A 12724-nucleotide genomic window follows, 5' to 3' on the forward strand; every position below is an offset into this window, starting at 1 on the left:
ATCAACACGCCAAGTCCAAAAAGGAGTTGGGCGGTTGGGTGTCAGCCTAACTCGCGTCAGCGGGCAATCTGGGCCATCCAGCGGCGGCGTGGCCGGGCAGGTGACGACCTCCGGGCGACGTCATAGACGACATCCAAGAGTATGTTGTCCTGCCGTGCCGCATCCCGGGCAATCCTGGTCTGGCCGCGGTTGGTGGGTGCGCGGCTGGGAGACACTTCGTTGAAGTCGTCTATTACGACCACTTGAAGGTTGGGGCGGCGGCGCATCAGCGAGTCTAGGACCCGCCAGCATTCCTGGCCCAGGCGGCCGTACCAGGAGTCGGTGACGATCACGTCCGGCTTGTGACGGTCAACGGCCTCCACGGCATATTCGGGGGCGCTCAGGCGTACGACGTCGACGGGCTGTCTGCGGCTATGGGACAGCTTGTCGCTCAGTGCGGCCAAACTGAAAGGGTCCTCGCTAATGACCAGAACCTTTGGATGGGTGCTGTCCACGGCGTGCTGGCTGCGAAGCTGGGGGATCATGGCGTCCTATCCCTCTCGAGTTCCTGACAGAACAACAGAACCCGACTGTCGGTTCCTAGCCTCAGCGCATGCCATCATGGACCCAAACTCCCGAGGAAGCGAGGAAGCTAGCGATTGGCCGGCTGTAACGCAAGGCCGCTTTGCAGGGAAACCCGCAGCAATTTGAGGCATTTGGTTGCATGTCCACGCTTCACTTGCTACGATTTATCCATTGTGCAGGGGTTTGCCCCCGATTGCAAGTGGGTAATCCACCAGACTTTGTGTCTGCCTCGCCTGAGATGCGAGCCCTAGCCCCCATTCCTTGTGGTGTCAAATCATGTCCGCCTTTTCAGGAAAGCAGGCCCGGGAGCTCACCGAGGTCACGGAGGAGGAGTTCAAGCACTGGCGCAAGGTGCTGTCGGGCGTGCCGGCGCTTGTAGGAAAGCGGCCCAAGCTACGATATTCCCATTTGATCCTCTTGAGTGTCGTGAAGGAACTTACGCAGTTGGGCTTATCCATAAGTCCCATACGATCTCAAATCGAGCGGATCGCCCTGGAAATGGAAACAAAACCGCCCGCGGATCTAAAGAGCCAAGTGCTCGTGCTCAGTGGGGCCGGTGCCGCGTTGAAGACGGCGTCATCTGGGCGGGTGCAATTTGCCGTCGACGACCCCGCCACAGTGTTCCTGGCCATGGGCCCAATCATCGCGCGTCTGGATGGCCGCATTCAGGGCGGCAGCGAACCGATGCTGCCGTTCTAACACTACTTTGGCAGTCTCCACGTGAGCAGGTGAGCTGATCGCTGTTGAACAGCTTAGTCCTTCCGGTCGTCCTGCAAGACCTCATCCACATTCCGCAACTCGATTGGTGTCCGGTGGTGACACGTCCTTGGCGGCATACACCGTGAGCTGGGCGGCCAGCTTGGTTTTCGTGAGGTCGCACGGACTGGGCGGCCGATAGGCCGGGTTGGCCAGGTCGGGTTTGTCGGCGACGCGCTCACGGACGACGTCGTTGGGGGAGCGGCCGGTGAGGACGCGCTGTCGGCGGGCGTTGTAGGCGAGCCGGTAGCCGTTCAGCAGGCGCTCCAGGGCTTCGTGAGTGCCGATGCACATACCAGCACCTCCCGTCCGATGCGGCCGTTGAAGCGTTCGACCATGCCGTTGGTTTGCGGCGTGTAGGGCTTGGTCGTGCGGTGCTGCACGCTCAGGGCGCGGCAGGCGGCCTCGAAGCCGTCGGCGGTGAAGCAGCTGTCGCGGTCGGTCAGGACGTAGGTGACCTGGAAGGGAAAGGCGGCGACGGCCTCTTTGAGGATTCGCCATCCGCAAGCTGATGCACGAGGCGAGTTGCCGGGACGGCCGCGACCCGGACACTCTGTCCTTTCTCGACGCCGTGCGTGTCATCCGGCGCAACATCCCGTTCGACGCCGCGCTTTCCCCCTGAAGACCAGGAGCGCCGGCATCGCTCCGTCCTCGACGAGATCATCGCCCATCCCGCCGACCAAAGCCGGGACCGGCGAGCCCCACGCGCCGTCAAACGTAAAATGAGCAACTTTCCAACCCGGTGCCGGGCAGGACCCCGGCCCATCGCCCGGAAATCCTGCCATTATCCAGACTACATCCAGATCAAATCCACCTGAACGGTATTGCGGCTAGGCGCCCTTTGATCCAGCAGCTATAGTCCTGAATGGCCCAACAGACTGGGTCACAACAACGTTCCGCCATCAAACAACTAAAGGCGAAAGCGACACATATCCCAAGCGCTTTCCCATTGCACCGCTCTGGTTATCGGCTCTGGTGTCCGCCGCGGTAGCTGCAGTGGCCGTCGCGCGCAATGACGACATAGTCAGCAAGACGGATGCCCAACGCATGTCCCCCAGCCTCAAGCGCCTTGGCCGAAGACCGATCATCCACGGATAGGCGCGCGCTTCCCCGAACCTGCCCACGCGCGACGATCAAGGCCGCCGCATCCAGCTCGAGTGCCCGACGGAGGATCTCACGCGGGTAGATTTCGACCGTGCCGGCGGTGCCGACCTGATGTCGCTCATCTGTGATAAGGTGGTGCTGCGCGTCCAGATAGAAGGCGCGGACCTGATCGACCCGTTCCCGCGCCAGCCTCATCTGGCAATAAGTCAGGAGAGCCGGGGTCGTGGCGAGCAGCGGCTGATGCACCGTCTCCTGCCACGCCAGCCGGGCCGCCACTTCCCAGACCAGTCGCATGGAGAGAAGCCCACGCTCGTCGAGGCGCGCGATCTGCCGCAGGCGCGGTGTCGACGCGGCCATCACATCGGTCAAGCTCCCGAAATGATGCAGCAGCCGATCAGCGAGACGGTCTGCGTCGGCCTCTTTCCCCTCCGTCGTCAAGGCCAGCAGATGAGCCAGGAGCTGGCCATCGGGAATCGCCTCGAAGCCGCGTGCCTGCAGGCCAACCCTTTGAGGCTGCTCCGCCGTCGACGGGCGACACCGGGTGCTGCTCTTCGCGGGGCCACTTCGGCCACCCCGGGCGGGATCGCCTCCCTGGACACCCGGCACCGAGTCTCGGGCGTCCGCCGGGGGCTGGGGACGATGGGTGGCTGCGCCACCCATCTCCACATCGGTTCCCTCCAGCATCGTCACGCCGGCCGGGGCTGGACAATCTCAGGGATCATCCATAGTCCGTCGCGCGGCCGGATGGTAAGCGTCACCATGGCTTCCGGCAGTGAGCCCGGGATCAGCGAAAAGCGGAAACGCTGCAGCAAAGTGGCCAGGACGATCTGCATCTCCATCATGGAGAAGTGCGCCCCGAGGCAGCGGCGCGGCCCGCCGCCGAAGGGGAAGTAGGTGAATTTGGACGTGCCCCGCGGCTCACCATTGCGGAAGCGCTCGGGATCGAAGCCTTCGGGGTTGGGCCAGTGGGCCGCGCTGCGATGCACGACGTACGGCGGCATCATCACCACCGTGCCCGCGCGGATCGGAATGCCCTGCACGACGTCGTCGGCCACCGCCTGGCGGGAAATGGTCCAGACGGCAGGACGACGTGCTGGCGCGCATCAACGACATGCCCCAAACCCGCCTGCGCGAACTCCTGCCCCGGGAATGGAAGGCAATCCGCGAGCAGACATAAGCTGCCTGACTGCGGCACTCAGCGGATGCTTACCGATTTACCGTATTTTCCGGTACCCTATCGCTTGGTTGATTGGAATAGAGGTAGTACCAAATTGGGCTGACCCACACGCTATCAGCGCCTTACGCGACAAGTAACCCAAGCTTTTGGGGCCTTATGTAGCAACCGCCACCCGCTAAACCTCCCGTCCTGACGCGCCCGCCCGTACCCTTCCGCCGGTTGACTGGGCAGAAAGGGTACCGAAATGGCCGAACCACACGTCGTAAGCGCCTTGCGCGACAAGCGGGCCGAGATTTCCGGGGTGATCGAGGACATGGAGCGGCGGGGTGCATGTGGACGCCGTGCTGCGGCTCTACATGCCGGACCTGGAGCCGGAGAGCATCGCGCCGAAGGCTGAGCTGATGTGGTGGAAGGGCCATCCACCACATCAGCTCAGCCAGCTGGTAAATGACAGCACGTTCCCTTGAACGCAAATCGCCTGATGGTGCATCGACTGACACACCCGAATCGAGAGCGTCTGGCTCCTCTCCGATTTTCAATACAGGAAGCTATAAGCGCGCGTCTCATTGCAACTCATGTGCGGACATCAACCTTAATCGGCATGCCGGCCAGTGCAACCAGCGCTTTGTTCCGGGCCTTAGCTAGACTGGCCATATGGATTTGAGCTGCCTGATAAATATCCTGACGCGCCTCGGGAGCAACAATGCTGATAATCAGAGAGTAACGGACAGGAATGCCGGTATATTCTCCGTTAGGATAATCCGCCCACCAACCCGACTTTGGGTAGATCTTTATTCCTCCCTGGCGTGCTAGATCTTCTGCACGCCCCCGCCAACGGTCATGATGAATAGTGCCCCTTTCCCGAAGATGAGACTTGAGATCCCAGCCATCCTCGGTCCGCCCAGGCGGCTTGCTCTTACGGAGATCGGCAAGCACCTTGTTCTTACGTCTCACTACGTCAATGTCGTCGTCATCTGGCCCTTTGAGGTCAAACGCTAAGCGGTGACTGCAATATCGACTCGGGTCTCCTGTTGAGGCCGCTCTTACGTCTGGCTCAACAAAATAAGATAGTGTTACTCGAAGTTCTACTTGGGTTCCCCCCATACTCTTCAAAGCATCAACCGGCCATGGAAGCTCATAGTATTTAAGCTCGCTGATCGAAACTCGGCCATCCTGGAATTTAAATGGCACCAATTCATCTTGGACAACCATGGTTAGCCTATCTGTCGCACTTTTATGTGCAACATCCTCACTAGGCACACCCCAACCATACATTCCCAGCAGCCACTCCGCTCGTGCGGAAGCTGCCAAATGGGCAACACGCGCCCGCATGGCTGACGTCCAATTGGCTGAATGAACAATCAATCCACGGACAGTTTCTGGCCAATAGACTGGATACCGCGCCATAATACGGCCGGCTATGCCTGATATAGCTGCTGTCGCAGCACTCGTTTCACCCAGTGTCGCAAAGCGAAATTTACTATCATTGTTTGTTGTAAGAACTAAAAGCTCGGCAAGTTGCTCCGTTGCATCGTGCCCGTCGGGTGAAATGTCGGAGTGGATCATGCGCGGCTTGCCCCACACCGGCCACTCGCCCTTGATGCCGAGTCGTTCCAACTCCGCCGCCTTGTCCAGCATGCCGTGGCAGAGGCACAGCCCCACCGCGAAGGCGCTGGGATGGTCCAGCGACAGGTGATAGCCGACCACCATGCGGCTGAAGACGTCGATGGCCAGCGTCAGCCAGGGGCGGCCGATCGGCAGGCGCATCTCCTCGTCCAGCACAATGATGTCCAGCAACGTGTGGTCGATCTGCACGACGGCGAGCGGCGAGTCGGCGCCGGGGAACTCGCCCTTGACCCGCCCGAACTTGTCGTGTGCCGCCTTGCGGCCCTCCCGCTTCAGCACCTTCTCCCGGGGATTGATGGCCCGCAGGCGCTTGCGGATCGTGCTGCCGGCCGGCTTGGCCAGCTTGGCGGCCCGGCACCGGCGGTGCACCTCCAGGATCACCTCCTCGCCGGTGACCTTCTGCTTGGACAGGTAGAGGTCCTTGATGACGCTGTCGATCACGGACTCGACGGCGGTATCGAGCCGCTTGGGCATGGACCGGCCCTTGCGCCGCGGGGCGAGGTCGGACATCAACCGCCGGCCTTCGTAGGTCTTGATCCAGCGGTAGAGGGTCGAGAGGCCGACACCGTGCTGCTCAGCCACCCGTTTGACGTCCTCCTGGCTGCGGCGCTCGCATCGGACCAGCGGCTTGATGATCGCGAAACGGCGCTTAGCCTCAGCCAGGTCGTCCTCGGGAAGGCTGTCCAAGGCCCGCGTCGGTTCCGGCTTCGCGTCGCCGTCCGGATGGGACAGCTTGGAGACGGGCACCACCTGCGTTTCCTTCGTCTCGGCGTCCTCGATCAGAACCGACGAGGCGGTGACCGCTTCCAGGATGGTGCAGGACCGCCCCCGCAGCTTGACCGCCGCCCCAGAGCTGAAGCTGAACCGCGCCGTCATGCGTCTCCTCCCTGGGGATGCCGGAGCATGGTTCGCATGGTGATCGGCCGGTCGAGGTCGACCACGAGTTCAAAGTGCGCGATCAGGGTCCACAGGCTGGGCAGCACCCGCGCGCGATCTGCCGCGTTACCGGCGACGCAGTCGGCCAGTTCCTGCACGGTGATCGGCGCCTCCGCTGCCACCTTGAGCAGCCTGTCGCGGAACGCCGGGTCCGCCGGACGGTCGCGAAAGGGCAGCAGAAACGTGGCGTTCTCCAGCCGTGGAGTGCGGATCTCCTTTTCAGTCGCCAGCGTGAAGACCCATCCACGCTCCGCGGCGAATCGGCGGGCTGCGGCGAAGCGCTCTTCCAAGGTGCCCGCCAGCAGGTGCGGATCGGTGGAGTATTTCACCTCCACGAGCAGCGGCGGTCGACCGGCGCCACGGTAGGTGACCAGGAAATCCGGGACATAGCGGCGCTTCGTTCCCCGGCCGATGCGGTATTCGATGCGCACCGGCTGCTCTTCGACACCGACGACGTCGCGATCAAATCGCTGCAGCAGGGCGAAGTCCCGCTCCAACGTAGATTCGACCGCGACCGATGCCCGGCCGGATCCCATTGGAACCCGACCTGAGACACTGCGGTAACAGAGACCGATCTTGCGGACCGGCATGCGCCACCTCCCGGATTCAACCCTAGAGGACTCGCAACGACACTTTCTCTCGCTGCATCAGCATACACGCATAGCTGGCATATTCAATTCCTTGCGCACCAGCCGGTCCAGCCAGACTGCGACACCTTCTCCCGAGCGGTGCGCGGCCAGACGCGCCGCCTCCTTCACCTCGGCCGAAACGCCGTCCAGCTTCCAATAGCGCCCCTTTCCCCACGGCGCGGTTTCCGCCGCGGGTTCGGCCATGACGTTCAAGGGTTTCCGCCTGGTGCCGGCAAGATCGACCAGGTTGCGATAGGTCGGCTTCACGCCGCGCCGTTCGAGGACGGCTTTGGCCGACGAGAGTTCTTGTCGGGAGGCCGGAGCAAGCGCTTCCTTGAGGTGCCAGTCAACGGCATGGACGAAGGCGAACGGCAGAGCCTCCGCAAAATTCGTCCGGATATGGTTGCGCGTCATGCCGACACCGCGTGCGGCCTCGACGAAACGGTGCGGCCAGTCGCCCATCAGGTGATGCGCCATCGCGACGATCACGCACCGGGCCCGCGGCGTCAGCAAGGCACCGTCGCGAGCACGCGGCAGCGTCTCTGGCGGCACCGCCAAGCGCGGCTCACGGGCTCCGACCCAGGCTCGGAGAGCGTAGGCGTGTTGACCACCGGCGATCAGGCGCGCGACCAACGCGAGGATGCGCAATATTGTAAAGGAGTAGACCGGCCCATAGTCACCCAGCTGCCGCCAGCCCTGGGCAAGAGTCTCCAGCAGGTCCTCCCGCTCCGGAGTGGGATCGAGAGGCGGCGGGTCACTGGCGAAGTGCCGGACGTCGGCGCCGCAGGACCAGCAGCAGACCCCGTCGTGCCGGTCCTGCCGGAGAACGCTGAACGGTTCGTTGCACGCGGGACAGCGGTCGAGCAGCAGGCGGTTGTGCGTCGGGCAGACCGTGAGGAAGGCGAGGCGCCATTCGAGGCGCAGAAACGGCACGGCGTCCTCGGCGAGGCACAGCGGGCAAACCTGTTGGCCGAAGCATCGCTTCGCCTTTTCCCGCCCGGCCGGCGGGAGCCAGTCCAACCTACCGAGACCGTCGTCCCGCTCGAACGCTATCCCGGCCCACCGGCGGAAGGTGGATTGCTCCAGCGCCGCCACCGAGGCCCCGGTCTTGTCGGCCATCATGCTCAGCAGGTGGAAGTCGGCGTAACAGTCCAGGTCGCGCGGATTGCGGTCGCCGCCGGGTTGGAGAATTCGGTACAGGTCCGCCGGCCGGAGCCCATTGCCAGCCGCAACACGGGCGAACCAGGACGAGAAGGACTCACCTTGCAGGAGTGCGGGGCGTCCCGGCCAGAGGTCTTTGGCGATCGGCGGCATCCGAAACCTCCCGAACCGTTGAGCCTTATGGCCTCATGATCGGGAACGGCGGCTCGCGTGTCTTGGAGGCGTCCGGGCAATCGCCACATGCCTCCCGCCGCACACCGCCGTATGATTAGGTCTCTAAGGACTCCACTCTGACGGCGATCCCTTTAGGCGAGAGGGATCCGAAAACCGCATGCGCGGGCGCACGCCGGCCTTTGGAGGACGCGCAATGCTGTCTGAGCGCGCAGCAGGCGCGTCAACCCGTTGGAACTGCTTGTGTTTTGGGGAGATCGACGGTTCGGAACCGCCTCGCTTATGCGTGATGCATTCTCACGTATAAGCGGCAAGTGTCACTTAAAGGGGAAAGCGACATTCGTTTGAGCGTTCGCTCGAATGAGAGTGGCGGATGGGGGGAGATTCGAACTCCCGATACCCTCGCGGGTATGCCGCATTTCGAGTGCGGTGCATTCAACCGCTCTGCCACCCATCCGCTGCCCCGTTTCCGGGGTGGCGCGGAACCTACCCAAAAGCTTTTGGGGATGCAAGCCCTTGTTTGCAGGAAAATGAACGGGAAAATGCCACCATGCCTGTTGACTCCCGGTGGCCCATCAGTTAAATCCCCGCTCTCACGAACGGGCTTGCACCTCAAACGGTGGGCGAGCGGCCCTTCCGTTTGTTTTGAGATAGGCAGTGACGACGATGTTTGCAGTGATCCGCACCGGCGGCAAGCAGTACAAGGTCGCCAATGGCGACGTGATCCGCGTTGAGAAGCTCGAGGCCGAGGCCGGCGCTTCCATCACGCTCAACGACGTGCTGATGGTCAGCGACGGCGGCAGCACCACCCTTGGCACCCCGACGGTTGCCGGCGCTGCTGTGACCGCCGAGATCGTCGCCCAGGATCGCGGTCCGAAGATCATCGTCTTCAAGAAGAAGCGCCGCCAGAACTACCGCCGTAAGAACGGCCACCGCCAGGACCTGACCGTCCTGCGCATCACCGGGATCAACGGCGCCGCCTGAACGGCCGCCGACCAGTCACAGGAGTAACTCCCCATGGCCCATAAAAAAGCAGGCGGCTCCTCGCGCAACGGCCGCGATTCCGCTGGCCGCCGCCTCGGCGTGAAGCGTTTCGGTGGCGAGAACGTCGTCGCCGGCAACATCATCGTCCGTCAGCGCGGCACGAAGTTCCACCCCGGTGAGAACGTCGGCATCGGCAAGGACCACACCCTGTTCGCCAAGGCGGACGGCACCGTGGCCTTCAAGCGCAGCGCCCAGGGGCGCACCTACGTCGCCATCCTGGCGGCGGAGGTCCCGGCGGTCGCGGCCGAGTAATCTCGTCCGGCCCGTACGGTGTATTGGGATAATCGGGGGTTCGGGCAACCGGCCCCCGATTTTCTTTTGTTGATGGTGTGGTCACCGCCCCCTTCCCACGGTTGGAGGACGGTGCGCAAACGGTAGATTGGCCGGCACGGTCCCCGATGAAGTTCCTCGATCAAGCCAAGGTGTATCTGAAAAGCGGCGACGGCGGCCCCGGCGCCATCGCCTTCCGCCGCGAGAAGTTCATCGAGTATGGCGGACCGGACGGCGGCAACGGCGGCCGTGGCGGCGATGTCGTGATCGAGGTCGTGAACGGCCTCAACACGCTGATCGACTACCGTTACAAGCAGCATTTCAAGGCGCAGCGCGGCAACCACGGCATGGGCGCCAACCGCAACGGCGCCAGGGGCGAGGACGTGGTCCTGCGCGTGCCGGTCGGCACCCAGATCCTGGACGAGGATCAGGAGACCGTGCTGCTCGACCTGACGGAGCCCGGGCAGCGCGTCGTCATCCTAAAGGGCGGCGACGGCGGCTTCGGCAACGCCCATTACAAGACCCCGACCAACCGCGCCCCGCGCAAGTCCCACCCCGGCTGGCCGGGCGAGGAGCGCTGGGTCTGGCTGCGGCTGAAGCTGATCGCCGACACCGGCCTGCTCGGCCTGCCCAACGCCGGCAAGTCCACCTTCCTGGCCGCGACAACGGCGGCGCGCCCGAAGATCGCCGACTACCCCTTTACCACGCTGGCCCCCAACCTGGGCGTCGTCCGCGCGGGTGACGAGGAATTCGTCATCGCCGACATCCCCGGCCTGATCGAGGGCGCGCACGAGGGGCACGGGCTGGGCGACCGCTTCCTCGGCCATGTGGAGCGCACCCGCGTGCTGCTGCACCTGATCGACGGCACGGCGGAGGACGTGGTCCAGTCCTACACCACCATCCGCAACGAGCTGGTCGCCTATGGCGGCAACCTCGCCGACAAGCTGGAGATCATCGGCCTGAACAAGGCTGACGCCCTGCTCGACGAGGAGGTCGCGGAGAAGAAGGCCGCGCTGGAGGCGGCGTCGGGTGCGGAGGTGATGGTTCTGTCCGGCGCCACCGGCCAGGGCGTCCAGGCGGTGCTTTACCGCTTGCTCACGCTCATCAAACAGTCCAAGGAAGAGGAGCCCGACGTCATCCAGGCTCCGGTCACGCGCTCCATCCCCCGGCCCCCGGTCGGCCAGAAGATGGACGACGAGTATGCGGGCTGGAACGAGGAGACGGGCGAGTACGACGATCTCCCCGAAGACGACCCGGATGAGGGCGCGGCCGGGGACGACTGGGACGATGAAGGCGACGATGACGGTGACGACACCGAGCACAGCGGCAACGGCGACGACAACGCCAAAGGCTGATACCTCCTCCCTGCTCCCCACCCTGCTCGACGCGCGGCGGCTGGTCGTCAAGATCGGCTCCGCCCTGCTCGTCGACAGCGCCACCGGCCGGATGCGCCGCGAGTGGCTGGACGCACTGGCCGACGACGTGGCCGCCTGCCGCAAGCGCGGCCAGGAGGTGGTGATCGTCACCTCCGGCGCCGTCGCCTGCGGGCGCGAGCATCTCGGCCTCGTCGGGCGCGCCCTGCGGCTGGAGGAGAAGCAGGCCGCCGCCGCCACCGGCCAGATCCGGCTCGCCGCCGCCTATCAGGAGACGCTGGCCCGCCACGGCCTGACCGTTGCCCAGGTGCTGGTGACGCTGGAAGACACCGAGGAGCGCCGCCGCCACCTCAACGGCCGCGCCACCATCGACACGCTGCTGAAGCTCGGTGCCGTCCCCGTCATCAACGAGAACGACACGGTCGCCACCGCCGAGATCCGCTTCGGCGACAACGACCGTCTGGCCGCCCGCGTCGCCCAGATGATCAGCGCCGACACGCTGGTCCTGCTGTCGGACATCGACGGCCTCTACACCGCCGACCCGCGCAAGGACCCTGACGCCCGGCACATCCCGGTCGTCCAGGAACTGACCTCCGACATCGAGAACATGGCGGGTGAGCCGCCACCCGGCTACAGCTCCGGCGGCATGGTGACCAAGATCGTCGCGGCGCGCGTGGCGCTGGCCGCCGGCTGCCGCATGGTCATCGCCAAGGGCAAGCGCATGAACCCGCTGGCCGCTCTGGAGCAGCGGCCCGAGCAGGGCGGCGCGCTGTGCACGTGGTTCCTGCCCGCCGCCTCCCCCTCCTCCGCCCGCAAGGCGTGGATCGGCGGCAACCTGAACGCCCACGGCGCGCTGACCGTGGACGCCGGCGCCCTGTCGGCGCTCGCCCGTGGGGCCAGCCTGCTGCCCGCCGGAGTGCGCGCCGTCGAGGGCGACTTCGAGCGCGGCGACGTGGTGGTGGTGAAGGCGCCGGACGGGCGCGAGGTGGCGCGCGGCCTGACCGCCTACGCCGCCGAGGATGCCCGCCGCATCGCCGGCCGCAAGAGCCACGAGATCGAGGAAATCCTCGGCTACCGGGGCCGCGACGAGATGATCCACCGCGACGATCTGGTGGTGCGGTGAGCGTTCCGATCGTGGGCCGCCCGCCCCTCCAGGCGATCCTGTGGGACATCGACGGCACGCTGCTCGACAGCGAGCCCTGGCACCAGCGCGCCACCATCGCGGTTTGCCGGCTGCACGGCCATGCCCTGTCCGACACGGACTACGCGGCCACGCTGGGCGTCGCCTTCCCCGAGCTGTACGCCCGGCTGCACGCCGCCCGGCCCATGGCCCTGACCTTCCGGGAATGGGCGGACGCCATCACCGACCTCTATCTGGAGCGCATCGCCGAGGTGGAGGCGCGGGTCGGCGCCCTGGCTCTGGTCGACGCCTTCGCTGAGCGGGGGCTGCTGCAGGCCTGCGTGTCGAACAGCGGGCGCCGGGTGGTCGAGGCCAACCTGCGCCACATGGGCAGCCCGCATTTCCTGTTCGGCCTCAGCCGCGACGACGTTGGCAAGGGCAAGCCGGACCCCGAGCCCTACCTGACTGCCGCCGCCCGCCTCGGCGTGCCGCCCGCGGCCTGCGCGGTGATCGAGGACAGCCCGACCGGCGCCCGCGCCGCCAAGGCCGCCGGCATGCTGACCATCGCCTGGCCGCAGCACGCCGACCTGCTGTTCGAGGCCGCCGACCATGTGGTGTCGGACCCGGCGGCGCTGGATTGGGATAGCCTGTGCGGCCTTGCGGAGCGCATGGCGGCGGACTGACCGCTGCCGCTCCCTAAAGCGAATTTTCATTCGCTTTAGATTCACATGGCCTCATTTGCCGGCCGGGCTTCGGCCGCATGTGCGGCCGGGACCGCCGTCGCGGTCCAAAG

The 12724-nt window shown here is 65.0% G+C and carries 14 protein-coding genes, 1 tRNA gene and 1 pseudogene; 7 read left to right on the forward strand and 9 right to left on the reverse strand.

The window, feature by feature from the left end:
- Positions 1 to 56: 56 nt before the first annotated feature.
- Entirely contained in the window at positions 57 to 524 is a 468-nt protein-coding gene (locus tag H1Q64_RS02270; RefSeq protein ID WP_237904215.1) for a hypothetical protein, read from the reverse strand.
- 316 nt (positions 525 to 840) lie between these two features.
- Here H1Q64_RS02270 and H1Q64_RS02275 point away from each other — a divergent pair, with 316 nt between their 5' ends.
- Positions 841 to 1263, forward strand: coding sequence for a hypothetical protein (locus H1Q64_RS02275; RefSeq protein ID WP_237904216.1), 423 nt, complete (start codon positions 841 to 843; stop codon positions 1261 to 1263).
- A gap of 81 nt (positions 1264 to 1344) precedes the next feature.
- Here the strand turns inward: H1Q64_RS02275 and H1Q64_RS02280 are convergent, their stop codons facing one another.
- From H1Q64_RS02280 to H1Q64_RS02295, 4 genes and pseudogenes are all read right to left on the reverse strand, one after another.
- Entirely contained in the window at positions 1345 to 1614 is a 270-nt protein-coding gene (locus H1Q64_RS02280; protein ID WP_237904217.1) for a hypothetical protein, read from the reverse strand.
- Entirely contained in the window at positions 1575 to 1703 is a 129-nt protein-coding gene (locus H1Q64_RS34075) for an integrase core domain-containing protein (protein WP_419468816.1), read from the reverse strand. The genes H1Q64_RS02280 and H1Q64_RS34075 overlap by 40 nt, the downstream gene beginning before the upstream one ends.
- A 580-nt stretch (positions 1704 to 2283) precedes the next feature.
- Entirely contained in the window at positions 2284 to 3108 is an 825-nt protein-coding gene (locus tag H1Q64_RS02290) for a JAB domain-containing protein (protein ID WP_237904218.1), read from the reverse strand.
- A 2-nt stretch (positions 3109 to 3110) separates the two neighbouring features.
- A pseudogene (locus H1Q64_RS02295) lies at positions 3111 to 3497 on the reverse strand (cytochrome P450); the annotation flags it as partial.
- Between the two features lie 430 nt (positions 3498 to 3927).
- Here H1Q64_RS02295 and H1Q64_RS02300 point away from each other — a divergent pair.
- Positions 3928 to 4068: a hypothetical protein gene (locus tag H1Q64_RS02300; protein ID WP_237904220.1), complete on the forward strand. Its 141-nt coding sequence runs from the start codon at positions 3928 to 3930 to the stop codon at positions 4066 to 4068.
- Positions 4069 to 4174: 106 nt separating this feature from the next.
- Here H1Q64_RS02300 and H1Q64_RS02305 read toward each other — a convergent pair whose 3' ends face one another.
- The 4 genes from H1Q64_RS02305 to H1Q64_RS02320 all read right to left on the reverse strand — a co-directional run bounded on the left by H1Q64_RS02305 (position 4175) and on the right by H1Q64_RS02320 (position 8581).
- A complete protein-coding gene (locus H1Q64_RS02305; RefSeq protein WP_237904221.1) occupies positions 4175 to 6103 on the reverse strand; it encodes a S8 family serine peptidase in 1929 nt (642 codons plus the stop codon).
- Positions 6100 to 6753 carry a TnsA endonuclease N-terminal domain-containing protein gene (locus H1Q64_RS02310; RefSeq protein ID WP_237904222.1) on the reverse strand — a complete coding sequence of 218 codons (654 nt, stop codon included), beginning with the start codon at positions 6751 to 6753 and terminating at the stop codon, positions 6100 to 6102. Before H1Q64_RS02310 ends, H1Q64_RS02305 begins: the two co-directional genes overlap by 4 nt.
- 57 nt (positions 6754 to 6810) lie before the next feature.
- Positions 6811 to 8106: a TniQ family protein gene (locus tag H1Q64_RS02315; protein ID WP_237904223.1), complete on the reverse strand. Its 1296-nt coding sequence runs from the start codon at positions 8104 to 8106 to the stop codon at positions 6811 to 6813.
- A gap of 385 nt (positions 8107 to 8491) precedes the next feature.
- Positions 8492 to 8581 (reverse strand) — tRNA-Ser (locus H1Q64_RS02320).
- A gap of 209 nt (positions 8582 to 8790) precedes the next feature.
- On the opposite strand from H1Q64_RS02320, the gene rplU reads away from it, so the two are divergent.
- The 5 genes from rplU to H1Q64_RS02345 all read left to right on the forward strand — a co-directional run bounded on the left by rplU (position 8791) and on the right by H1Q64_RS02345 (position 12614).
- Positions 8791 to 9108: a 50S ribosomal protein L21 gene (gene rplU, locus H1Q64_RS02325; protein ID WP_014239459.1), complete on the forward strand. Its 318-nt coding sequence runs from the start codon at positions 8791 to 8793 to the stop codon at positions 9106 to 9108.
- A gap of 33 nt (positions 9109 to 9141) precedes the next feature.
- Positions 9142 to 9420 carry a 50S ribosomal protein L27 gene (rpmA, locus tag H1Q64_RS02330; protein WP_237904224.1) on the forward strand — a complete coding sequence of 93 codons (279 nt, stop codon included), beginning with the start codon at positions 9142 to 9144 and terminating at the stop codon, positions 9418 to 9420.
- 146 nt (positions 9421 to 9566) lie between these two features.
- A complete protein-coding gene (gene obgE / locus H1Q64_RS02335; protein WP_237904225.1) occupies positions 9567 to 10793 on the forward strand; it encodes a GTPase ObgE in 1227 nt (408 codons plus the stop codon).
- On the forward strand, positions 10738 to 11934 hold the full coding sequence (gene proB / locus H1Q64_RS02340) for a glutamate 5-kinase (RefSeq protein WP_237904226.1): 1197 nt from the start codon (positions 10738 to 10740) through the stop codon (positions 11932 to 11934). The genes obgE and proB overlap by 56 nt, the downstream gene beginning before the upstream one ends.
- Positions 11931 to 12614, forward strand: a complete 684-nt coding sequence (locus H1Q64_RS02345; RefSeq protein WP_237904227.1) for an HAD family hydrolase — start codon at positions 11931 to 11933, stop codon at positions 12612 to 12614. The genes proB and H1Q64_RS02345 overlap by 4 nt, the downstream gene beginning before the upstream one ends.
- Positions 12615 to 12724 lie beyond the last annotated feature (110 nt).

The organism is Azospirillum brasilense, assembly GCF_022023855.1.
Taxonomy (GTDB): Bacteria; Pseudomonadota; Alphaproteobacteria; order Azospirillales; family Azospirillaceae; genus Azospirillum; species Azospirillum brasilense_F.